The sequence below is a fragment of the Ruegeria sp. CDSA033 genome (assembly GCF_059612305.1).
Genome location: NZ_JBXWQI010000004.1, coordinates 228,568 through 250,975, shown reverse-complemented (window position 1 = coordinate 250,975; position 22,408 = coordinate 228,568). Strand labels below are relative to the sequence as shown.

Annotated in this window: 18 protein-coding genes; 10 read left to right on the top strand and 8 right to left on the bottom strand. The window is 56.6% G+C overall.

Going from position 1 to position 22,408, the window contains the following annotated elements; all coding sequences use genetic code 11:
• Positions 1-11: 11 nt before the first annotated feature.
• Both AC2FLA_RS08005 and AC2FLA_RS08000 read left to right on the top strand, forming a co-directional pair.
• On the top strand, positions 12-2,384 hold the full coding sequence (locus AC2FLA_RS08005; RefSeq protein ID WP_496721566.1) for a thiamine pyrophosphate-binding protein: 2,373 nt from the start codon (positions 12-14) through the stop codon (positions 2,382-2,384).
• A 911-nt stretch (positions 2,385-3,295) separates the two neighbouring features.
• The gene (locus AC2FLA_RS08000) at positions 3,296-6,088 is read left to right on the top strand and encodes a bifunctional aconitate hydratase 2/2-methylisocitrate dehydratase (protein WP_496721565.1); all 2,793 of its coding nucleotides are present in this window, start codon (positions 3,296-3,298) and stop codon (positions 6,086-6,088) included.
• A gap of 37 nt (positions 6,089-6,125) precedes the next feature.
• On the opposite strand, the gene AC2FLA_RS07995 is transcribed toward AC2FLA_RS08000, so the two are convergent.
• The 6 genes from AC2FLA_RS07995 to AC2FLA_RS07970 form a co-directional block, all read right to left on the bottom strand.
• Complete coding sequence (locus AC2FLA_RS07995; protein WP_496721564.1) at positions 6,126-7,058, bottom strand: hypothetical protein; 933 nt, start codon at positions 7,056-7,058, stop codon at positions 6,126-6,128.
• Positions 7,059-7,064: 6 nt separating this feature from the next.
• Positions 7,065-8,378 carry a TRAP transporter large permease gene (locus AC2FLA_RS07990; RefSeq protein WP_113788636.1) on the bottom strand — a complete coding sequence of 438 codons (1,314 nt, stop codon included), beginning with the start codon at positions 8,376-8,378 and terminating at the stop codon, positions 7,065-7,067.
• 4 nt (positions 8,379-8,382) lie between these two features.
• Positions 8,383-8,916, bottom strand: coding sequence for a TRAP transporter small permease (locus AC2FLA_RS07985; protein ID WP_496721563.1), 534 nt, complete (start codon positions 8,914-8,916; stop codon positions 8,383-8,385).
• Between the two features lie 68 nt (positions 8,917-8,984).
• Entirely contained in the window at positions 8,985-9,962 is a 978-nt protein-coding gene (locus AC2FLA_RS07980) for a TRAP transporter substrate-binding protein (protein WP_282152044.1), read from the bottom strand.
• A 52-nt stretch (positions 9,963-10,014) separates the two neighbouring features.
• Entirely contained in the window at positions 10,015-11,265 is a 1,251-nt protein-coding gene (locus AC2FLA_RS07975; protein ID WP_496721562.1) for an NAD(P)/FAD-dependent oxidoreductase, read from the bottom strand.
• Positions 11,262-12,395 (bottom strand): enolase C-terminal domain-like protein, encoded by a 1,134-nt coding sequence (locus tag AC2FLA_RS07970; RefSeq protein WP_496721561.1) that lies wholly within the window; start codon positions 12,393-12,395, stop codon positions 11,262-11,264. The genes AC2FLA_RS07975 and AC2FLA_RS07970 overlap by 4 nt, the downstream gene beginning before the upstream one ends.
• A gap of 99 nt (positions 12,396-12,494) precedes the next feature.
• On the opposite strand from AC2FLA_RS07970, the gene AC2FLA_RS07965 reads away from it, so the two are divergent.
• Positions 12,495-13,415, top strand: coding sequence for a LysR family transcriptional regulator (locus AC2FLA_RS07965; protein ID WP_496721560.1), 921 nt, complete (start codon positions 12,495-12,497; stop codon positions 13,413-13,415).
• Here AC2FLA_RS07965 and AC2FLA_RS07960 read toward each other — a convergent pair.
• On the bottom strand, positions 13,376-15,070 hold the full coding sequence (locus AC2FLA_RS07960) for a thiamine pyrophosphate-binding protein (RefSeq protein ID WP_496721559.1): 1,695 nt from the start codon (positions 15,068-15,070) through the stop codon (positions 13,376-13,378). The genes AC2FLA_RS07965 and AC2FLA_RS07960 overlap by 40 nt on opposite strands.
• 109 nt (positions 15,071-15,179) lie before the next feature.
• On the opposite strand from AC2FLA_RS07960, the gene AC2FLA_RS07955 reads away from it, so the two are divergent.
• The 7 genes from AC2FLA_RS07955 to AC2FLA_RS07925 all read left to right on the top strand — a co-directional run bounded on the left by AC2FLA_RS07955 (position 15,180) and on the right by AC2FLA_RS07925 (position 21,042).
• Positions 15,180-15,884, top strand: coding sequence for a GntR family transcriptional regulator (locus tag AC2FLA_RS07955; protein ID WP_496721558.1), 705 nt, complete (start codon positions 15,180-15,182; stop codon positions 15,882-15,884).
• Complete coding sequence (locus tag AC2FLA_RS07950) at positions 15,881-16,600, top strand: aspartate/glutamate racemase family protein (RefSeq protein ID WP_496721557.1); 720 nt, start codon at positions 15,881-15,883, stop codon at positions 16,598-16,600. The genes AC2FLA_RS07955 and AC2FLA_RS07950 overlap by 4 nt, the downstream gene beginning before the upstream one ends.
• A gap of 129 nt (positions 16,601-16,729) precedes the next feature.
• Positions 16,730-17,428 (top strand): 7-cyano-7-deazaguanine synthase QueC, encoded by a 699-nt coding sequence (gene queC / locus AC2FLA_RS07945; protein WP_496721556.1) that lies wholly within the window; start codon positions 16,730-16,732, stop codon positions 17,426-17,428.
• A complete protein-coding gene (gene queD, locus AC2FLA_RS07940) occupies positions 17,428-17,781 on the top strand; it encodes a 6-carboxytetrahydropterin synthase QueD (RefSeq protein ID WP_496721555.1) in 354 nt (117 codons plus the stop codon). Before queC ends, queD begins: the two co-directional genes overlap by 1 nt.
• A complete protein-coding gene (gene queE, locus AC2FLA_RS07935) occupies positions 17,778-18,479 on the top strand; it encodes a 7-carboxy-7-deazaguanine synthase QueE (protein WP_496721554.1) in 702 nt (233 codons plus the stop codon). The genes queD and queE overlap by 4 nt, the downstream gene beginning before the upstream one ends.
• Positions 18,480-18,495: 16 nt before the next feature.
• Positions 18,496-18,960: a preQ(1) synthase gene (gene queF / locus AC2FLA_RS07930; protein ID WP_108859684.1), complete on the top strand. Its 465-nt coding sequence runs from the start codon at positions 18,496-18,498 to the stop codon at positions 18,958-18,960.
• Positions 18,961-19,185: 225 nt separating this feature from the next.
• Positions 19,186-21,042 (top strand): SLC13 family permease, encoded by a 1,857-nt coding sequence (locus AC2FLA_RS07925; RefSeq protein ID WP_496721624.1) that lies wholly within the window; start codon positions 19,186-19,188, stop codon positions 21,040-21,042.
• A 53-nt stretch (positions 21,043-21,095) separates the two neighbouring features.
• Here the strand turns inward: AC2FLA_RS07925 and AC2FLA_RS07920 are convergent, their stop codons facing one another.
• Positions 21,096-22,358 carry an HlyD family type I secretion periplasmic adaptor subunit gene (locus tag AC2FLA_RS07920; RefSeq protein ID WP_496721553.1) on the bottom strand — a complete coding sequence of 421 codons (1,263 nt, stop codon included), beginning with the start codon at positions 22,356-22,358 and terminating at the stop codon, positions 21,096-21,098.
• Positions 22,359-22,408: the final 50 nt, after the last annotated feature.

Sequence of the window (22,408 nt, the reverse complement as noted above, 5' to 3'; positions counted from 1 at the left end):
CGGAGACCACCATGCACATTGATCCCACCCAACTAAAGATCGTCGAACAGCGCCTGCTGTGGTTGTCTCATTGGATGATCCACCATGCCAACCATGTCCAACCAAAGGTGGATGGGATCAAGATTGGTGGCCATCAGGCTTCGTCTGCGTCGATGGTATCGATCATGACCGCGCTCTACTTCTCAGCCTTACGCCCTGAGGACCGGGTTGCAGTAAAACCGCATGCGTCGCCGGTGTTTCATGCGATGCAGTATCTCATGGGTAATCAGACCCGCGAGAAGATGGTGAATTTCCGCGGATTTGGCGGTGTGCAAAGTTATCCCAGCCGGACCAAGGACATTGACGATGTTGATTTCTCGACCGGGTCTGTAGGTTTAGGTGTCGCGATCACCTCGTTTGCCTCGATCATTCAGGACTACATCAAGGCCAAAAGCTGGGGTTCAGACGCCCCGATGGGGCGTATGGTGGCACTTGTTGGCGATGCCGAACTGGACGAAGGCAACGTCTATGAGGCGTTGCAGGAAGGCTGGAAAAACGACCTACGAAACACGTGGTGGATCATCGATTACAACCGACAGTCGCTGGACGGTATCGTCCGAGAAGGACTGTTCGAACGGATCGAGAAAATCTTCGATGCATTCAGTTGGGATGTCGTGCGCGTAAAATACGGAGTTCTTCAACGCGCGGCCTTTGAAGAGCCCGGCGGCAACCGCCTGCGTGATTGGATCGACGCTTGCCCCAACCAGGACTACTCGGCGTTGACATTCATGGGTGGTGCGAATTGGCGACAGCGTCTCATGGACGATCTGGGGGATCAGGGGGATGTGACTGCCTTGATTGAAAGGCGGACGGATGCAGAGCTTGCAGCCCTTATGGAGAACCTCGGCGGCAACTGCGTCGAGACCATGGCTCAGACATTTGCCGCCATCGATCATGATCGCCCGACATGCTTCCTGGCCTACACCGTCAAAGGATGGGGCACCCCTATTGCAGGCCACAAGGACAATCACGGCGGGCTGATGAACAACAGCCAATTCGTCGCATGGCAGTCGCATATGGGTGTGCCGAAGGGCGAAGAATGGGAGCCGCTCGCGACGGTGCAAAATCCAGACGCATTCAAAGATTTTCTGGCCAGCACCCCGTTCTTTGCCAAAGGTCCGCGCCGCTATTTTGATGACAAATTGGATGTGCCGCCAATCGAAATCGACACCAGTCGCGAAATCTCGACCCAGCTGGCGTTTGGCAAGATCCTTGACGATCTTTCAAAAGGCGACAGCCCATTGGCGGAGCGCATAGTGACGACCTCCCCAGATGTGACAGGCACAACAAGCCTTGGTCCTTGGGTGAACCGCCGCAAACTGTTCGCCCGATCCGAGCAAGCCGACGCCTTCATAGAACACCGGATCCCTTCGACGGCGAAATGGGAATTCACGCCGGACGGGCAGCATATCGAGCTTGGTATCGCCGAAATGAACCTCATGTTGCTTCTGGGAGCGGCGGGTCTGTCGCATTCCCTGTTCGGTAAGAGGCTGATCCCTGTTGGCACCGTTTATGATCCATTCGTGAGCCGCGGCCTAGATGCGTTAAATTACGCTTGCTATCAGGACGCGCGTTTCATGCTGGTTGGCACACCTTCCGGCGTCACACTCGCACCTGAAGGTGGAGCACATCAGTCCGTTGGAACACCACTCATCGGTATGAGCCAAGATGGGTTGGCCGCTTTTGAGCCCGCCTTTGCCGACGAGCTAGCGGTGATTATGGAATGGGCCTTCGACTACCTGCAGCGCGATGGCGAAGGGCAGCCCGACGAGCGCACATGGCTGCGCGATGAAACCGGAGGGTCTGTCTACCTGCGCCTGACCACCAACCCGATTGAACAGCCCGGCAAACGTGTCGACCAGGAGTTCCGCCAAGGTGCCATTGATGGGGCCTATTGGTTACGAAAACCCGGGCCCAATTGCGAAGTTGTAGTCGCCTATCAAGGAGCCGTCGCGCCGGAGGCAATCAAGGCCGCCGGTATGATTGGTGAAGGCCGTCGCGACATAGGTGTATTGGCCGTGACATCCGCAGATCGCCTGAATGCTGGATGGACCGCCGCTCAACGAGCGCGTTCTCGTGGCAATCGAGCGGCACGCTCCCACATCGAAACCCTGATGTCCGACCTTCCGCCACACTGCAAGCTTGTCACCGTTATCGATGGTCATCCTGCAACTCTATCCTGGCTTGGGGCAGTGCTGGGACATCAGACTATCCCAATGGGCGTCGAGCATTTTGGCCAGACCGGAACGATCGGCGATTTATATCGCCACCACTGCATTGACGCAGACGCTATCCTGGAGAAAGTGAATGGCCTGACCCATGGCAGAACTCTTCACCGTGCATAAGTGGGCCGGGTCTGCTCGCAATGAAACCGCAACGTTATCGCAGCGCTATCCGCCACTGAAGTGCAATGGTTGGCATTCAAAGCCCTTATTTTGTTTACTTTCACCCTGGGAACTCGCCTTCGGGAGGCAGGGGTCGGAGGTTCGAATCCTCTCACTCCGACCAATAAAACAAGGCGCCAAGGGTGTCTTTGACGATCTTCTCGCCAGAGCTCTTCGTTGGCGTTCTCATGTCCTACTCCTCAATGGTTACGATGAGCCAGAAACACCCTCATATCAAATTTTTTTTTTGGACCGGTAAGCGCTGACGTCAGACAGGTTTACCTATGTGCTGGTGTCTGTCGCTTTCATGGAAGGGGTTGTTGGGCCGTCACTCATCCCGGTGCCGACAGGTTGCCAACTTAGTAGTCGGCCTCTGCATCATCGGGATATTTCTCGAAGAGGCAAACACCAAAAATTTCAGGATATTCGACCGCAGAAGAGTTGATCGCCAGAACATTTTTGAGGGTCTCCAGCCCCAACATTTGTCAAATGAACCCATTCTCGAGACCGGCCCTGGTGCTCATTTTGGTGGCCTTTCGTTTGAAGGCCTGGCGGGGGCTGTTCTGTCCCAGAGCTGAGTGTCGCCGTCGCGGATCACAAAATCCGCTGATGTATGCAGCTATGGCGATCTAGGTTTTATGGCGCGGCTGCGAGGATTGTTGCACCAAAACTGGACCTCAATTGTCTTGAAGAAGGTTTGGTCCGGCGTTCTGGATTTGAACTGTGTACTGTAATCAAACAAAAACTGGTAAATTTCCTAAGCGGTATCTTGAAACCTTGGCGGCAAATGTATACCGGTGCATACAAATGCGATCGAGCGGGATGTCCGACGCCACTCAACAGCAGCAGATTCACACAAAGCGGAAACAGCCATGAGCCAGTATTCAGACTACTTGGATGAAATTGAAACGCGCAAAGAACAAGGGCTTAGCCCGAAACCCATCGACGATGGTGCGCTGGTCGAGGAAATCATCGAACAAATCAAGGATACTGGTCATCCGCATCGCGCAGATTCGCTGCACCACCTGATTTACAACACGTTGCCCGGCACAACCAGTGCTGCGGGTGCGAAGGCAACGTTCCTGAAGTCCATCATCGTCGGCGAGGTAACTGTTGAGGAAATCTCGCCCAAATTCGCGTTCGAACTTCTGTCCCACATGAAGGGCGGACCGTCCGTTGACGTGCTTTTGGATGTTGCATTGGGCGACAAGCAGGACACAGCGGTTCAGGCGGGCGAGGTTCTGAAAACTCAGGTCTTCCTGTACGAGGCTGACACGGACCGCCTGAAAGCTGCCTATGAGGCGGGCAACAAGATCGCTGCGGATCTCCTTGAGAGCTACTCCAAGGCCGAATTTTTTACCAAGCTGCCCGACGTGGACGAAGAAATCCAAGTTGTCACATACATTGCAGCCGAGGGTGACATTTCCACTGACCTTCTGTCGCCGGGCAATCAGGCGCATTCACGTTCCGACCGCGAGCTGCATGGCAAATGCCTGATTTCCGAAGCCGCACAAAAAGAGATTGAAGCGCTGAAGCTGCAGCATCCAGACAAGCGCGTGATGCTGGTTGCGGAAAAAGGCACAATGGGCGTTGGTTCGTCGCGGATGTCGGGTGTCAACAACGTGGCGCTTTGGACCGGCAAGCAAGCCAGCCCTTACGTGCCTTTCGTCAATTTCGCGCCGGTCGTGGCCGGCACAAACGGCATTTCGCCCATCTTTCTGACAACCGTGGGCGTGACCGGCGGTATCGGTGTCGACCTGAAGAACTGGGTCAAGAAAGTGGACGAGGATGGCAAGGCGATCCTCAACAACGATGGCAACCCGATCCTGGAACAGCGCTATTCGGTTGAAACGGGCACTGTACTGACCATCAATACGAAAGAGAAAAAGCTCTATAGCGCGGATGGCAGTGAAGAACTGGTCGACATGGCCGGCTCATTCACCCCGCAAAAGATGGAGTTCATGAAAGCCGGCGGCTCTTATGCCATCGTCTTTGGCAAGAAACTGCAGACATTTGCATGTGAGACGCTGGACATCGAACTGAAGTCGGCCTTCGCCCCTGCGAAAGAAGTCAGCCATGAAGATCAGGGGCTAACGGCCGTCGAAAAGATCTTTAATGCAAATGCGCGCGGAGCGACCCCGGGCAAAGTGCTACATGCCGGCTCTGACGTGCGCGCCAAAGTCAATATCGTGGGCTCTCAGGACACCACCGGTCTGATGACCAGTCAGGAGCTTGAGGCCATGGCCGCGACCGTCCTATCGCCCAGCGTCGATGGTGCCTATCAATCTGGCTGTCATACTGCCTCGGTTTGGGATCTCAAGGCGCAGGCCAACACCCCGCGCTTGATGGCGTTCATGCACAAATTCGGCCTGATTACTGCGCGTGATCCCAAGGACGTGTACCACGCGATGACAGACGTCATTCACAAGGTGCTCAACGACATCACGGTGGATGACTGGGCCATCATCATCGGTGGCGACAGCCACACGCGGATGTCCAAAGGCGTGGCCTTTGGTGCGGACTCGGGCACGGTTGCGCTGGCGCTGGCCACGGGTGAGGCAACAATGCCGATCCCGGAATCCGTCAAGGTGACGTTCAAGGGCGAAATGGCCCCGCACATGGATTTCCGTGACGTGGTGCACGCGACGCAAGCCCAGATGCTGGCGCAGCACGGCGACAACGTTTTCCAGGGCCGGATCATCGAGGTTCATATCGGTACGCTGCTGGCGGATCAGGCCTTTACCTTCACCGACTGGACGGCCGAGATGAAGGCCAAGGCGTCGATCTGTATCTCGAACGACGATACGCTGATTGAATCGCTGGAAATCGCCAAGTCGCGGATCAAGATCATGATCGAGAAGGGCATGGATAACGATGTTCAGATGCTGCAGGGCCTGATCGACATCGCGGACAAACGTATCGACGAAATTCGCTCGGGTGAAAAACCGGCCCTGCGCCCTGATGACAACGCCAAGTACTTTGCCGAAGTCGTTGTGGATCTGGATCAGATCGTCGAACCGATGATCGCCGACCCGGATGTGAACAATGCCGATGTGTCCAAGCGTTATACCCACGACACGATCCGCCCGATCTCGTACTACGCTGCTGAAAAGAAGGTTGATCTGGGCTTTGTGGGCTCCTGCATGGTGCATAAGGGGGACATCAAGATCGTGGCCCAGATGTTGCGCAATCTCGAAGACGAGTATGGCAAGGTCGAGTTCAAGGCCCCGCTTGTTGTTGCCGCACCGACATACAACATCGTTGATGAGCTGAAAGAAGAAGGTGATTGGGCAATTCTGCAGAAGTACTCGGGCTTTGAGTTCGATGACTTGTTCCCCAAGCAATCCGCACGGACCGAGTACGAGAATATCCTCTATCTTGAGCGCCCAGGCTGTAACCTCTGCATGGGGAACCAGGAAAAAGCCGCCAAAGGCGACACCGTTTTGGCAACGTCCACCCGTCTGTTCCAAGGCCGTGTTGTAGCGGACAGTGAGACAAAGAAGGGTGAATCCCTTCTGGGTTCGACCCCGGTTGTTGTTCTGTCAGCCATTCTGGGTCGTACGCCGACGCTGGAGGAATATAAGGTCGCGGTCGAAGGCATCAACCTGACCAAATTTGCACCACCGATGGAAGTTCCCGGTACTGCCCGCTCGGTGCATTTCTAATACAATAGCGGGTGCGGCGAATGTTGCCGCGCCCGCTTTACCCCAACCTGCCCGAAGCTTGGTAAAAACGGCGCATTACAATGGGGGTCAGGTACATCGGGATCTGATAGGCCCCGATGAACACCAAAAGTGGCGCTGTCACCTCGAGTGGTAACGCAATCAGGAAAATCGCGACATTCCGGTTTCCGGCGACAATTGACAAAGCGGTTGCTTTGTCGGCAGCCACTCGGTTGCGTGTCAAAAAAAACATCACCAGTTGCGCGCCGAAATTGGCCAGACATGCGATCCCGACCCAAAAAACCGCAAGACCGGGGTCAACAAGCGCTGTCGCGGTCACGGACGGCATCAAGCCGATCACAAATACAGCAAGCGTGATCGTTGCCAACCCTTCCAGATTTTTTAGCGTGGTTTGGGATGGGTTTCTCAGAAACGCGAGGCGCAACAACACGGCTGCAACAGTCGCCCCCGCAATTGTAAAAAACAGGCGCAAGACGGCGATAAGAACGGATTGGAAGTCGCCCAGCTCGGGCATCAGCACGAATATGGGAAACACGGTCAACGGCAATACGGCGGTCCCGATCACCATCAAGCGCATGGCGTGTTCTGCCGGATGTCCCATCATCAGGCACATATTCGCACTGCCCGAGATGGACGGAGCCGCGGCCATGATCAGCAGAGACAAAAAGACCGGCGTGCCGGTCCATCCACCGATCATGCCAATAGTCACAACTATTAGCGGGAAAACCAGCTGGAACGCGATCACTGTATTTGCCACCTGGCGTAAATCGACCAAGGACCCCAACAACAAAGAAGGTTCAATTCGAAGGACAGTCAGGAACAGCAGCAACGCCACCAGCGGTGGCAAAGCTGCCCGCATCGGCTCGGCCAGCGCGGGCAACAGCAATCCGGCGGCCAGCCCTGCGACCAGAACATAAGGACCGTTACGCGCCGCCAGATGAAGTGGGTTCAAAGCCCCCTACCCGCCCGGGCTTTGCCTAAGGTTTTCCGGCAGCCATGTGGCCAGTTCCGGGAACCAGATCAGGACGAAGACCATCACCACCATGATCAGAAACATCGGAATTGCCGCGCGGGCGATATAGCTCATCTCATGGTTCGTCATGCCTTGCATCACGAACAGGTTGAAGCCAATCGGCGGCGTGATCTGCGCCATTTCAACGACAACCACGATAAAGATTCCGAACCAGATGAGGTCGATACCTGCATCCCGGATCATCGGTTCCACCACGGCCATGGTCAGAACGACTGATGAGATACCGTCAAGGAAACACCCCAGAATGATGTAAAAGACCAGTAGAACCATCAAAAGCTCAAACCGCGTCAGCTCCCACCCGGCGATCAGATCAGCCAGACCGCGCGGCAGGCCCGTAAATCCCATGGACAAAGACAGGAACGCGGCCCCCGCCAGGATCAGAGCGATCATCGCACTGGTCCGGGTGGCGCCCATCAGGCTTTCGGTAAACGTCTTCCAGGTCAGCGACCCCTGCCCTGCCGCCAGCAACAGACCACCGATCACGCCAAAGGCGGCGGCTTCGGTCGCGGTGGCATAGCCCAGATACATCGACCCGATCACCACCATGATCAGCAGGATTACCGGCAACAAGAAGCGTGAGTTCTTGATCTTCTCAGAAAAGCTCAGTTTGCTCTCACTGTTTGGGTTCCAGTCTTTTCCGAATTTCGAATAAATCGCGACGTATCCCATGAACATCGTCGCCAGCACCAATCCGGGCAGGATACCCGCAAAGAATAGCTTGGTGATCGATTCATTGATGGTCACGCCATACACGATCAACGTGAGCGACGGCGGGATCATCAGACCCAGTGTCGCCGCGCCGGTCAATGTTCCGATGATCATTCGTTCGGGGTAATTGCGCTTGCGCAATTCAGGGATCGACATTTTGCCCACGGTCGTAAGTGTCGCCGCCGACGAACCAGATACGGCGGCAAAGACTGTGCAACCCACGATGTTGGTATGCACCAATCCACCGGGCAAAGGTGCCATCCACGGCGACAGACCTTTGAACATGTCTTCGGATAATCGCGTTCGATACAGGATTTCGCCCATCCAGATAAACATCGGCAGTGCTGTCAGGGTCCAGGACGAGGACGCCGACCAGATGGTGGTGATCATCACGTCGCCGACGGGCCTTGTTGTGAACAGCTCCATCCCGACCCAGGCAACGCCCATAAGCGCCAGACCGACCCAGACGCCGGTGCCCAACAAGGTGAAAAGAACAAAGAGGAAGAGGATGATGACAGACAGGTTTTCCATGCGCTTATTCCCCGTGGCTCTGATCGGCCAGATCGCGGACGATACGGTGATTGCCATGGAAGAGGACGTGGACCAGATGATCGGTGAGAGCGATTGCAAGAATGACCCCGCCGATCAGCATCGCAGACTGCGGAATCCACAGCGCAGTCTTGTCCTGACCCTGACTGATGTCGTTGAACTTCCAGCTCCAATAGACAAAGCGATAAGCGTACCAGCAAAAGTACCACATCACTGCCGTACCCACCGAAAAACACCATATTTCAAGGAAGCGGCGAACCCGATCGGGAACCGCATTGAGCAGGATAGACACACGAATGTGGCTGCCTCGGTTCAGCGCATTGGCAAAGGCCAGAAAGGACGCGGCGGCCATGGCATAGCCGGCGTAATCAGGGGCGCCGGGAAAAACCTCACCGGTCCAGCGGGCCAGCATTTGCACAACGATCAGCAGCAAAATGGCGATCAGGCTAAGCGCTGCCAGAACCCCTGCTGCCTGATAGATGAAATCCAATACGGACCTGAGCCCTCGTAGTGCCGCCATGCTGTCCCCACTATTAGTTATTCTATGGAAACGGGCGGCAGGTTGATCCGCCGCCCATCCTTGGCCAGTTACTGAGACGAATTGAACGCATCGACGATGGCCTTGCCCTCGTCACCTGCGGCCTCAAGCCACTCATTGGTCATTGTCACACCGATTTCTTTCAACTCGTTGGTCATCTGCTCGGAGGCCGGACCAACCGTCATGCCGCCATCGCGCAGACCTTGCAGGGTAAAGCCGGTGTATTCCTTGGCGCGCCAGTTGCCGGCATATTCGGCAAGCTCAGCACAGGCCTTGATGACGTTCTTGTTGGCATCAGAAACGCCAGCCCAGATGTCTGAGTTGACCATGACGTAGTTGCGCGGCAGCCACGCGTCCACCTCGTAGAAATAATTCAGGCTTTCCCATACTTTGCGGTCATATCCGGTCGATCCCGACGACACCATCGAGTCCGCGACACCAGTGGCAAAAGCCTGGCTGATTTCTGCAGCCTCGATTGTCACGGGCAGCATGCCAGTCAGTTCCGCCAAACGCGACGTGGCATTATTGTAGGACCGGAACTTGATGCCCTCCATGTCGGCGACCGAGTTCACCTCGTCTTTAAAGTACAGCCCTTGCGGCGGCCACGGCACGGCATAGAGCAACGTCAAGTTCTGTTCAGCCAGCAGATTTTCGATCGAGGGTCTTGCCGCCTCCCATAGCTTGGCGCTGTCATCGAACGACGTTGCCAGGAATGGGATCGAGTCGAACCCAAACAGTGCGTTTTCGTTTTGGTGACCGGACAGCAGACGCTCACCAATTGGTGCTTGCCCGGTCTGAATGGCGCGTTTGATGTCGGCGCCTTTGAACAGCGACCCGGACGGATGCGTGACGATTTCAACCTCACCACCGGTGCCTGTGGTCACGCATTTGGCAAATTCCGCACCCGTTGCCGAATGGAAGTTCGATGCCGAATACGCCATTGGCATATCCCATTTCTCGGCCATCGCCGGTGCGGTTGCTGCGGCTGTCAAAGCGGTTGCCGCCAGAAGGCTTGTCAATTTCTTCATCTTTTTCTCCCTGTTTAATTTTGTGTTGCCGGCTTGTGTTACCGGACATTTCTTAAGTCGCGTAGCGAGACGGCGCATAGACGCTCATGTCTGCGTTTGGGGTCCTGCCCGCGATCATCTGCGCCAGCAGACGTCCTGTTTTCGGCCCGCCCGTGAGGCCTATATGATGGTGGCCAAACCCCATAAACGCTCCGTCAATTCCCGGCACCTCGCCGATGATCGGGATCGAGTCTGCCGGCGCGGGCCTGTGCCCCATCCATTCTACTTCGTCCTTCCATGTCACTCCCGGAAAGGCCGCCCGGGCATTCTTGCGCATCAGTTCGAACGGTGCCCTCGAAGGCGGCGCATCCAGCCCGCCGAATTCGACAATCCCAGCCAGCCGGATGCGGCCGTCCATCGGCGTGGCAACGAACTTGCCCGAAGCAACCATAACCGGACTTTTCGGCATCGCGGAAGGTTCCACCAATTCAAGATGATAACCACGTTCTGTCTCCAGTGGAACAGAAACGCCCAATTTGCTGGCCAAAGGTCCCGACCAGACGCCCGCAGTGACAATTGCAGTGTCACACGGGATGGTCTCACCAGCCACCTGAACGCCTGAGACTTTACCGTTCTCGTGTACGACATCCTCAACAGCAGCACGGATGACTCTGCCGCCGTTGGCCTCGACATGTGCGGCGAGGTCTTTCACGTACCGCCCGGGATCGGTAATGTGTCCGTGATCGGAAAGTTTGGCAGCAAACCCGATATCTTTGCTGTAGATCGGGTCGTAGGCGTGGAACGCGGCACCCTCTAGCTCTTCCCACTTGAACCCGTGCTTGCGCCGAACACCCCAACCAAAGGCATCGCCTTCAAAATGCTGGCGGTTTTCGTAGAGGAACAGGTAGTCGGAAGGCACAATCCATTTCTCGGCCGCCGTACCCTGAGCCAGCGCCTGATGATCGTTTAGGCTGTCTCCCACTATAGGGGTTAGCGCGGCCGCGATACGTTCGACATCACCTGCGTTTGCGTGTTTCAGATAGCGCGTCAACCACGGCAATAGCTTGGGTACATATCCCCATTTCATGAACAAAGGTTGCGACGGGTCAAACAACATCCTGGGCGCTTTTTTCAAAAGCCCCGGCACCGTGACCGGAATGATCGAGCAAGAAGCCAGCACACCGCCATTGCCATGCGAGGTGCCCTCTCCGGGGCCAGCCTTGTCGATAAGGATGACATCATGTCCGTCACGTTGCAGCCAGACGGCGGTTGAGACACCAACTATACCGGCACCGATAATGGCAATTGTCTTTTTCTCGCTCATGCCGCCACCGCTTTGGAAACAGCATAGTGGTTCAGCTTTGCCTCGTCTGGCTTCCCTCCAAGACCCGGTGTGTCGGGGACTATGACCTGGCCCCTATTCACCTCGAAAGGCTCCTCAAGAATGTCTTCGTTAAGGAAGTATGAGGCCTGATAAAACTCGCAGCCCAGCGTAATTTCCGGTGTGGCGGCGATCATGTGAGTGCCTGCCAGATGTGCCAAACCGGCCTCAAACATATCTCCGCCATACGCGCTGAGACCATGTGCGGCGGCCATGCGGGCGACTGTTTGCCCGCGCGTCAGGCCGCCGGACTTCATGATTTTGACCGAGACACCGTCGCAGATCCCTTCGCTTGCAGCCCGCTCCATATCCTCGGGGCCAAAGACGCTTTCATCAGCCAGTAGCGGCACATCCGTCATTTGCCGCAGCTTTGCCATCATGCCGTAGTGATGCGCGCGCACCGGTTGTTCGATGAAATCGGGATTGAACGATGCCACGTCCCGTACCTGCGCCGGTGCGTCCTCGATCGACAGACCTTGATTGTAATCAACACGCACCGAGAACTGTGGGTGATGCTTCGCCAAATACTCAAGCCGCATGATATCGAAAGCATGATCCTTGAACCCAGTCTTCAACTTCACGATCCGCACACCGTCGTCCTGCAAACGGGCCAGAAGATCTATATCCTGCGCAAAATCGGGGTTAGCGATGGAGCAGCTTAGCGGGATCGCGTCGCGGCATTTCCCTCCCAACAAGGCCCAGCCAGGAACGGCGCTGATCCGGCCCGTCAAATCAAGCAAAGCCGCTTCCAGCGCCGCTTTAGCCTCGGTGCAATGCGCAACCGCATATGCGGCCTGCGCCATGATGGCGGCTCTGTCAGCAACCCTCGCCCCCATCACCAACGGGCGCAGATACCTATTCAATGCGGCGTAAGTCGCTTCGGGCGTTCCGGTGAATACGGACCAGGGTGAGGCTTCGCCATATCCGTGGCTACCATCCTCGGACGTCAGGCGTAGGACAACGACCTCGCACACACCTTCGACAGATCCAATACCGTGGTCCCGGCGAGATGTGACAGGCAGTTCAAGATGCCACAGGTCGTAACCTATGATTTGTTGTGTCAGATCGACCATTCGTCCTCCCCAGCGGTAGGTGGAAGCCTGCCTTGACCGGCATATCATTTCAAATACTATGTTTTCGTAAGTCCATCATAAGAAATGATAGGGTAAGCTATGTCTCTGCGCTTTCGTCAGTTGCAGGCGTTCCACGCCATCATGGAAACCGGCACTGTGACGGGAGCCGCGTCAGTCCTGGGAATCTCCCAACCGGGCATCAGTAATCTGTTGGCTCAGTTGGAACGTGAGGCCCGGTTGCCCTTGTTCGAACGCAACAAAGGGCGTCTTTTGCCGACGCCAGAGGCAGAGCTTTTGTATCGTGAGGTCGATACCGTGGTCCGCGGGCTGGATCACGTTGCGCAGGCCGTGTCGGACCTGCAGAACAAGCATCCCGGGCAGTTGCAGGTCGCGGCACCCCATTTGTTGTCGTTCGGTTTCATGCCGCGAGAGATAGCACGCTTTGCCAAGTCACGCCCCAATCTATCCGTCAGCTTTCAGTCTCAGTATTCTTCTAAAATACAAGAGTGGGTAACTTCGGGCTTGTTCGAGATCGGCATCGTCGAGATGCCAATACTCCATGACACGCTGAACTATCAGGTCTTCCAATTTGAAACGATGGCCACGTTCCCCGAGGGTAGCCATTTGGCGACCCATGACGTTCTGACACCAGAGGTGTTGGAAAATGAGCCGTTCATCGTCATGGGCCCCGAGCACCAAACCCATCGCAGAACCCGCGACATTTTTCAGACTGCAGAGCGCACCTGGCAGACGCGAATTCACACGCACTTGTCGGAAAACCTGCTAAGCTTTGTCAAACAGGGCATGGGCGTCGCGATGATTGATCCGTTCACAGTGACCTTCGATGAAGAGGGCGGATATCAAACCCGCCCCTTCACACCGGCCGTTACGCTGGATCTTGCGATAATCACCGCAAAAGGACGCCCTTTATCGATGATTGCGCAGGAGTTTCTGGCCCAGCTGACCCCGTCCATCGCGTCTTATGCCACCCATTCCGACACCGGTGCCGCAGCTTCGTGAAGTTGTTGTGAGTGGATGTCGACCAGCGTCGGGCCATCATGCTCAACAGCCTGTTTCAACACTTTGCGCAGATCGTCCGGGTCCTTCACCGTCCACGACTTGACCCCAAACGCCGAAGCAACAGCGGCGTGATCGGTCCGATTGAAATCGACGTTGTAGTAACGCTGCCCAAAGCCTGCATCCTGACCCGCTTTGATCCAGCCAAAGACCGAATTCGAGAATACGATCGAGGTAATCGGCATCTTGTGCCGCACCATCGTTTCAAACTCACCGCAAGTGAAGCCAAACGACCCATCCCCCATAACGGACAGTGTCTTGACTGATGGCCGACCCACATGCGCGCCCATAGCGGCACCCAGCGAATAACCCAGCGCGCCATGCGCCCGATTGGTGATAAAATGCCGCCCCGGTTTGCGCCAGCGGTAATGGGCGCTGAAGTAAGGGCATGGGGTGCCCGGATCAGCGACGACAATCGCATCATCGTCCAGGATGTCTGCAAGAGCCGCCATAACGGCTTCGGGCCGGATCGGAGTTTCGCGACTTGCCGCAAGCGGAGCGAACGCTTGCAACTTGGCCTCCCAAGCGGCACGGGCTTGGACCGCTCCACCAAGGCCTGGCAGATCGTTCCGCGTTTTCAGCGATCGCGCCAAGGCCTCCAGCGCCAAACGGGCATCGGCACAGATGGCGACTTCGGTCTGATAATTTGCGCCAATCACCATCGGGTCGCTGTCTATATGGATAATAGTGGCGTCGCGCCCGGGGCTGCGCCAGCGTTCGGTCGTGACCGACCCAGCGCGGCAACCGACAAACATGACCACATCTGCCTGATCCACAACGGTGCGCGTGGCCGGAACACCACCGTTCGAGCCAACGACGCCCAAGGCCAGCGGATCCGTTTCGGCAATGGAACCCTGACCGGAAACTGTTGTGGCAACTGGGATATCCAACAGGGTGGCAACACGGTGCAATGCCTCTTCGGCCCCGGACAGAACCGGCCCGCCGCCGCAAACGATGACTGCTGATTTGGCTTTGGCCAGGATATCCGCGGCCGCTTCAATGGCATCCAGATCCGGTCCAGCCCGTTCGGCGGGATAGCTGCGGTGGCGTGCATCCGCCCAAACCTCAGCTTCGTCCACCGGACCTTTCTGCGTATCAAAGGGCAGCGCCAGATGTGTGGCGCCCGGCGTTCCGGTCGTCATGGCCCGAAACGCCGCACGCACCATCGCAGGTAAACGCGAGGCGTCGTCCAGAGACGCATTCCACTTTGCCAACGGCTTGAACAGCGCAGCCTGATCCAACTCAGTCAACGGGTATTTTCCGCGGCTGGTCGTCGCCACGTCAGAGGTGATCGCCAGAATGGGAACCGAGCTTTCGCTGGCCTCGATCACCCCCGGCAGTATGTAGGTCGCCCCGCCCCCGGACGGGCCTTCGCAGACTCCCGGCTTGCCAGTGACGCGTGCGTATCCATCCGCCATATAGGCTGCGTGACGTTCATCCCGGGTCAGAATGTGCTGAATACCATGATCCATCCGCGCCAACGCGTCATAGAATGGCAGCGTTGTGTCACCGCACAGGCCGAACATGTGTTTCACGCCGTGTGCTTCCAGCATGCGCACCATTGCCTCAGCACCTGTCAGATAGTTCGTCCCGGTCATCGCTGGTTTCCTGTGATTTTGATCTGCATGCAGAACTGTATACAGTTTTGTATATTGATTTCAAGAGCAGCCTGTGGCACGCCTTAGCAAACGGAAAAAGGCGGCACTTATGGCAGGTCCACGCGTTGACGACATCTATGATCAGGTAAAGGCGATGGCCGTCTCGTTTCACCTTCGACCAGGTGATCGGTTGAACGAGGTGGCGCTGTCGAAGGAATTGGGCGTCAGCCGCACGCCTCTGCGCGAGGCCCTGAACCGGTTGGTGGCCGAACACCTGTTCGACTTTCGCCCTGGCCTGGGTTTTTTCTGCCGCCCGCTGGACCCGCAGAGCGTGTTTGATCTGTTCGAGTTGCGCCAGATCATCGAATCCGCCGCCGCGCGCATTGCTTGCGCAAAGGCGTCTGACAAAGATCTACAAACACTTCGGGATGAGCTTTACGCGACCGGCATCGACATCACCGGCCTGACCGTCGAAGAAGCTGTCAGCAGAGACGAAGATTTTCATCTGGGCATTGCCAGGCTATCGGGCAACAATGAGCTGGTGCAAACCCTGACCCGGATCAACGAACGCATCCGATATATCCGCTGGGTTTCCATGAGCTTGGATCGGGTTCAACGCTCGAAAGACGAACATAAACGGGTCATGCAGGCCTTGCTGGATCGCGACGAGGATGAGGCCGCGAGCGTACTGGGCGCGCATATTTCCAAGCGAATGGATCAGGTGCAGGACGCCGTGCGCCACGGGATTTCCAGCATCTACATGGAAGGGTCCGAAGACATCTCGGCCCGCATTATCGAGGAGGCGCACGGATGATCGCCCAAGGTGGCAAATCCATTTACGGAGCGTCGGTGGGTATTCTGATGCTGGACGCCCAATTCCCGCGCATACCTGGTGATATGGGAAACGCACTGACATGGCCTTTTCCTGTGCTCTATCGCATTGTTCGGGATGCTTCGCCGGACCTGGTTGTTCGGCACCGGGCCGAGGGCATGTTAGACGCATTCATCGATGCCGCGCGTGAACTGGTCAAGGACGGCGCGGACGGCATTACCACCAATTGCGGGTTTCTGTCCCTGTTTCAGAAAGAGCTGTCCGAGGCTGTACCGGTTCCGGTTGTGACCTCATCTTTGATGCAGGTGCAGATGGTGAACGGTATCCTTCCGGCCGGAAAACGCACGGGGGTTCTGACCATTTCTGCCTCCACTTTGACCCATGATCATCTGCGCTGCGCACAGGTTCCTGACGATACACCCATCGGTTCCACCGAAGGCGGGCGCGAATTCACGCGCGCGATACTTGGGAACGAACTTGGCCTGGATGTTGATAAGGCCCGTGCCGATAACGTTGATGCCGCGCTTGCGTTGCAGTCCGAGAATCCGGACCTTGGCGCGATCGTGCTGGAATGCACGAATATGTGCCCATACGCGGCAGATATTCAGCGCGCTACCGGTTTGCCCGTCTTTTCCATTGTGACATTGGTCAGTTGGTTTCAAGCTGGGCTTGTGCCGCCGCGCTTTCCCAATCCCTAAAGGGCGCGGCGGTCAGGCCTAAGGTCTCTTTTGCCCACCAATTCGTGCATTGCGCTTATCGGAAAAAGACCGTAAGCGTCCCGCCCGCCGGTCGCAGCCTACCCGGTTATCAAAACAAGGACTGAAAACATGAAAACTACATTGGTCTGCTCAGGCGGGCTGGATTCCGTGTCGCTTGCGCATATGCTGGCCGCGGAAGGAAACCTCTCGCGGCTTGTGTCTTTCGACTATGGCCAGCGCCATACCAAGGAGCTGACCTTCGCGGCCCTCTGCGCGCAGAGGCTGGGCGTGCCCCATCACGTGATCGACCTGCGTTCTGTCGGCGCGTCGCTGACAGGCTCGGCCTTGACCGACGATGTCGACGTGCCTGACGGGCATTACGCGGAAGAAACGATGAAGGTCACGGTTGTCCCCAACCGCAATGCGATCATGCTGACCATCGCTTATGGCGTGGCAGCAGCGCAGGGGGATGATGCGGTGGCTGCTGCTGTGCATGGCGGCGACCATTTCATCTATCCCGATTGCCGCCCGGCATTCACCGATGCGTTTGACACCATGCAGCGCGCCGCGTTGGACGGCTACGCGGATGTGGTGCTGCATGTGCCATTCGTGCGCCGCAGCAAAGCCGATATTGTCCGCGAAGGCGCGCGCGTGGGTACCCCGTACGATCAGACGTGGTCCTGCTACAAGGGCGGCGACGTGCATTGTGGCCGATGCGGAACATGCGTTGAACGGCGCGAGGCGTTCGAGCTGGCTGGAGTCCCGGACCCAACCAAGTACGACGACGTCGAGTTCTGGAAATCTGCCATCGCAGGAGCAAGTGTCTGATGTACCGGATTACTAAGGAGTTCCACTTTTCCGCCTCACATCAGCTGACCCACTTGCCCGATGATCACCAATGTGCCCGGATGCACGGCCATAACTATATTGTCGTGGTCGAATTGGCCGGGCGCGATTTGAATACGGATGGGTTCGTGCGGGATTACCACGAGCTGAAACCGCTCAAGACCTATATCGACGACGAATTTGACCACCGGCACCTGAACAATGTGCTGAACGTCGTGTCGACGGCCGAAAACCTTGCGCGGCACTTCTTTGACTGGTGCGCGGCCCGCTGGCCCGAAACCGCTGCGGTGAAAGTGTCCGAAACGCCCAAGACATGGGCCGAGTACCGCCCATGACCCTGAGAATATCCGAAATTTTCGGCCCCACGGTACAGGGCGAAGGCGCGCTGATCGGTCAGCCGACGGTATTTGTACGCTCGGGCGGGTGCGATTTCCGGTGCAGCTGGTGCGACAGCCTCCATGCTGTCGACAGCTCCTATCGCCACGATTGGGCAGCAATGGACAAGCAGGCCGTCTGGTCCGAGATTCAGCGTTTGTCGGGCGGGCGGCCCCTGACCGTGTCTCTTTCTGGCGGAAATCCCGCCATTCAGGATTTTGGCCCTTTGATCCGGCAGGGCAAAGCGGAAGGCTATGCCTTTGTATGCGAAACCCAAGGGTCAATTGCAAAGCCGTGGTTTGCCGACCTTGCTATGCTTGTTCTCAGCCCGAAACCGCCCAGCAGTGGCGAGGATATGGATTGGACGGCGTTTGACGCCTGCCTCAACGTGCGCCCTGCGCAGGCTGTCCTCAAGATCGTGATCTTTGACGACACGGATTTTAACTGGGCACGCAGCGTTGCCGACCGGTATCCGGACCTTCCGCTGTACCTTCAACCCGGTAACCCCGAAACCGACCCGGCCAGCCCGGTTGATTTGACCAATGCCACCAGCCGTATGGAATGGCTGATCGACAAGACTTTGAATGCCGGTTGGTTCGCGCCTCGCATTCTGCCCCAGCTACACGTGCTGATCTGGGGCAACAAACGCGGCGTCTGACCGCAGGAGAGACAAGATGACCGATAGTATCTACAGTAACCTCACCCAGTTGGGCGGAGACACCAAAATGCCAGCCAGCCCGGAAGAGGCGGTTCTGGAACGCGTACAGAACCCGCAAGCTGATGTGGACTACAACGTGCGCTTTACCGCGCCCGAGTTCACCTCGCTTTGCCCGATGACAGGCCAGCCGGATTTTGCCCATCTTGTGATAGATTACGTGCCGGATCAGTGGTTGGTGGAAAGCAAAGCGCTCAAGTTGTTTCTGGGCTCGTTCCGCAATCATGGCGCCTTTCACGAAGATTGCACCATCTCGATTGCCCGCCGGCTGCAGGAGTTTCTGGAACCCCGATGGCTGCGTATCGGAGGGTACTGGTATCCGCGCGGGGGCATTCCGATCGACGTGTTCTGGCAAACTGGCCCAACGCCCGAAGGCGTCTGGATCCCGGATCAGGGTGTGCCGCCTTACCGTGGGCGTGGTTGACCACGATGACTTGAGAGGCGTGAAGGCCCCAACCTGACAAGCAATCAAAGGGGCTCCACGCACCGGTTTGAAACGTGGCGTTTTGGCAGCGGTGGTAATTTTGTTTCGCCCGAGCTTGCAGTTTTGAAACATCATGACAATCCAACATTGATGGGTTAGATGTTTCCTTAATGTAAGAACAAATTCCTGGTGACGATTGTGGAACAGGTGGCCTTCAATTTTGAGATGGGTGTCGTTTGCGCCCTTCTTGCCTTCACCGTATTTCTCTTTGTATCCGAAATCGTCAGAATTGACCTTTCTGCCATACTTGTTCTGGTCCTAATCGGCCTTCTCAGTTACGCGCCCGGGCTCGAGAAACTCGCGGACGTGCCGCACCTGTTTGATGGATTTGCATCCAATGCGGTGATTTCCATTATCGCTGTCATGATCGTTGGCGCGGGCCTCGACAAGACCGGCATAATGAACAAAGTCGCTGCTGTTATTCTGAAATATGGCGGTACGTCCGAGAAACGCGTTCTGCCAATTATTTCGGGTACCGTGGGGGTCATTTCCTCGTTCATGCAAAACGTTGGGGCCGCCGCATTATTCCTTCCGGTCGTCAGCCGAATATCTTCCCGATCAGGTATCCCGTTGTCGCGTTTGTTGATGCCCATGGGGTTCTGCGCCATCCTTGGCGGCACAATGACGATGGTCGGATCTTCGCCTCTTATCTTGCTGAACGATCTGATCCAGTCTGCCAACAATAGCCTGCCCGAAGGTCAGAAAATGGAACAGTTCGGCCTGTTCTCTGTGACGCCGATCGGGATTGTTCTGATCCTGACCGGCATCGCCTACTTTCTGCTGCTGGGTCGGTGGGTTTTGCCGGGTGATGAGGGATCGGAAAACACCGGGACCGGACAGGGAACGCAGGAGTATCTGCAACGTGTTTACGGCCTGAAGGCCGATGTTTTCGAAGTAATCGTTCCAGCCGAAAGCCCGTTGGTCGGGCAGATTTTGGCCGACATAAACCACGAAAACCACCTCTACATCATTTCGACATTCTATCGCGGTAAAACCTCGATGGTTCAGGTTCTGACGGCCGAAATTGCCGCGCCTTGCCGATTGGCGATCATTGGCCGGCGCTGGGTCGTAGAGGAGTTTGCGCAAAAATACGGGCTAACCGTCCTGCCGGCGTTGGACATCTTTGTCGAAGAATTCGCACCAACCAATGCAGGCATTGCTGAAGTTGTCATAACACCCGACAGCAAGCTGATCGGGAAATGCCCACGCGAGCTATTGTTCCGCAAGACATACGGCATGTCGTTGCTTGCCATCCATCGCGGCGAGGAAACGCTCAGCCATGTTGAATCCGAAACGCACGAGTCCACTCAAATCGGGCTTGAGGAGTTTCACGCAGGCGACATGCTTGTGGCCCATACACGGTGGGACAACCTGATGCGGATCAAGCGCGATCCCGATTTTGTGGTTGTCACCACAGACTTCCCCCAAGACGAACTGCGCCCGCAAAAGGTCGGTTGGGCGCTGGCGTTTTTCGCCGTTTCCTTGACGATGATCCTGTTCACCGACATTCGGCTCTCGCTCTGTCTGTTAACCGGCGCCGCGGGAATGATGCTGACACGTGTGTTGAGTGTCGATGAAGCCTACCGTGCGGTCGGATGGAACACAGTCTTTCTGCTCGCATGCCTTATTCCACTGGGTCAGGCGGTACAGAACACCGGCACGGCTGCGTGGATTGCACAACAGATCATGGTCATTCTGGACGGCTGGCCGATCTGGTCACTTCAGGCCGGCGTTGCGATTTTGGCCACAGCGTTTTCATTGGTGATGTCCAACGTCGGGGCCACTGTTCTGCTTGTGCCATTGGCCGTTTCCATTGCAGTGGCAGCTGGCGGAAATCCGGCCGTATTTGCCCTGACGGTTGCCATATCAACATCGAACAGCTTCATAATCCCGACCCATCAGGTAAACGCCCTGATCATGGGTCCTGCAGGGTATAAAGTCATGGACTTTGTGCGCTCAGGGGGGGTCATGACGATCCTGTTTCTTGTTGTTTCACTCCTGATGCTCAATTTGCTGTACTGACCGCTTCGGCTAGCAGGAATGGGTCCATGATTGCAAAGCCTTACAGATGTAAACTACCGCTCGCTGAATGCGCGTTCCATTGTCATCTGCACCGGCTTCAACAGGTAGGAAAGCAGCGTCTGTTCGCCCGTCGTCATTTCCGCAACGACAGTCATTCCAGCCTGAAGCGGACGTTCCCACGGGCCCGTGCCAACCTTGGTTTCGGCCAGTTTAAACGAGGCCCTGAAATAGGTTTCACCGGTTTGTTCATCCGTCAGAGGCACAGGATAGATGGATTGCAGGCGTCCTTCAACCTTTCCGAAACGCCGGGCATCAAACGTGTCTACGCTTACTGAAACCGGCTGATCCACCGCAACATGGCCGACCTCAGAATTTGCGATACGTGCTTCTACGACCAAGGCGCGACGGGTTGGCAAAATCTCAAAAATCACTTCGCCCGGCGCGATGACTTCCCCTGGGTTTGGATATGTCACTGCCTGAATAATCCCACGTGTTGGGGCAGAAATACGCAGTGCCGCTAATTTTGAATTTACGACGTCCAGCGATATCTCCAACTCCACGCGCTTTTGCTCAAATTCGACCCATCGGGTCAGCACCTCATCTCGCAACGCCAGGGTTTCTTCAGCTTTGGCTGCGCGGGCCAGCATCAATGCGCTATGGGCTTCGGCAAGGCGTACCCGGGCGTCCGATGCAGCCGCCCGCACTGCGTCCACTTCATCTTCTTCCTCAAGGAAATCGCTCAGGGATTTTAGACCCTGCGTCCGCAGCTGCGCGTATCTCTCCAGAATCTCCTCTTTCTTTCGAACGCGGTCCTGCGCGAACTGCGTGGCCCGTGTCAGGATATCCAGTGTCCCCTCTTGCTGTTTGATGGAGGCCAGCTGAATGCGTTGGCTTTCAGCATAAAGGTCCAACCTTGCGGCTGCAGAAATCAGCCCCTTGCCTTTGAGCGCATCAATTTCCGCCTTGTCAGGCACAGCTTCGCGATCCAATACCGCCAGTACAGCGGACGCTGTGGCCAAGTCTCGCTGAACCGCAGCAAGCTGGCCCGACGTAACATCTCTTTCCCGCGTCAGATCCGGGTGATGCAGTTCAACCAGCAAATCCCTCGCTTCAACCAACTGACCATCGCGGACGTGAACAGCGCGGACAATGCCGCCGGGCATCGTTTCGATTTGCGGATACGCGCCAACTGGCAGGATCGCTCCAGGGGCGCGGGTGACCTGGGGAACAGCAGTTTGCCCCGCCAGAACCACCAAGCATCCAAACATGGCCGAAACCGCAAGCGACAGGAAGGCCGCAAATCTTGGCCGCCGCATTCGACGCCTCCAATTTGCGCGTTCCATTGGACCGGACGTGTCACTTTTCT

Excerpts from the sequence above, each read along its gene's own strand:
- queF (WP_108859684.1), top strand. The coding sequence starts at position 18,496 with ATGACCGATAGTATCTACAGTAACCTCACCCAGTTGGGCGGAGACACC.
- AC2FLA_RS07950 (WP_496721557.1), top strand. The coding sequence starts at position 15,881 with ATGATCGCCCAAGGTGGCAAATCCATTTACGGAGCGTCGGTGGGTATT.
- AC2FLA_RS07970 (WP_496721561.1), bottom strand. The coding sequence starts at position 12,395 with ATGGTCGATCTGACACAACAAATCATAGGTTACGACCTGTGGCATCTT.
- queD (WP_496721555.1), top strand. The coding sequence starts at position 17,428 with ATGTACCGGATTACTAAGGAGTTCCACTTTTCCGCCTCACATCAGCTG.
- AC2FLA_RS07990 (WP_113788636.1), bottom strand. The coding sequence starts at position 8,378 with ATGGAAAACCTGTCTGTCATCATCCTCTTCCTCTTTGTTCTTTTCACC.
- AC2FLA_RS07985 (WP_496721563.1), bottom strand. The coding sequence starts at position 8,916 with ATGGCGGCACTACGAGGGCTCAGGTCCGTATTGGATTTCATCTATCAG.
- AC2FLA_RS07980 (WP_282152044.1), bottom strand. The coding sequence starts at position 9,962 with ATGAAGAAATTGACAAGCCTTCTGGCGGCAACCGCTTTGACAGCCGCA.
- AC2FLA_RS08000 (WP_496721565.1), top strand. The coding sequence starts at position 3,296 with ATGAGCCAGTATTCAGACTACTTGGATGAAATTGAAACGCGCAAAGAA.
- AC2FLA_RS08005 (WP_496721566.1), top strand. The coding sequence starts at position 12 with ATGCACATTGATCCCACCCAACTAAAGATCGTCGAACAGCGCCTGCTG.
- AC2FLA_RS07925 (WP_496721624.1), top strand. The coding sequence starts at position 19,186 with ATGGGTGTCGTTTGCGCCCTTCTTGCCTTCACCGTATTTCTCTTTGTA.
- AC2FLA_RS07960 (WP_496721559.1), bottom strand. The coding sequence starts at position 15,070 with ATGACCGGGACGAACTATCTGACAGGTGCTGAGGCAATGGTGCGCATG.
- queC (WP_496721556.1), top strand. The coding sequence starts at position 16,730 with ATGAAAACTACATTGGTCTGCTCAGGCGGGCTGGATTCCGTGTCGCTT.
- AC2FLA_RS07975 (WP_496721562.1), bottom strand. The coding sequence starts at position 11,265 with ATGAGCGAGAAAAAGACAATTGCCATTATCGGTGCCGGTATAGTTGGT.
- AC2FLA_RS07965 (WP_496721560.1), top strand. The coding sequence starts at position 12,495 with ATGTCTCTGCGCTTTCGTCAGTTGCAGGCGTTCCACGCCATCATGGAA.
- AC2FLA_RS07955 (WP_496721558.1), top strand. The coding sequence starts at position 15,180 with ATGGCAGGTCCACGCGTTGACGACATCTATGATCAGGTAAAGGCGATG.
- queE (WP_496721554.1), top strand. The coding sequence starts at position 17,778 with ATGACCCTGAGAATATCCGAAATTTTCGGCCCCACGGTACAGGGCGAA.
- AC2FLA_RS07920 (WP_496721553.1), bottom strand. The coding sequence starts at position 22,358 with ATGCGGCGGCCAAGATTTGCGGCCTTCCTGTCGCTTGCGGTTTCGGCC.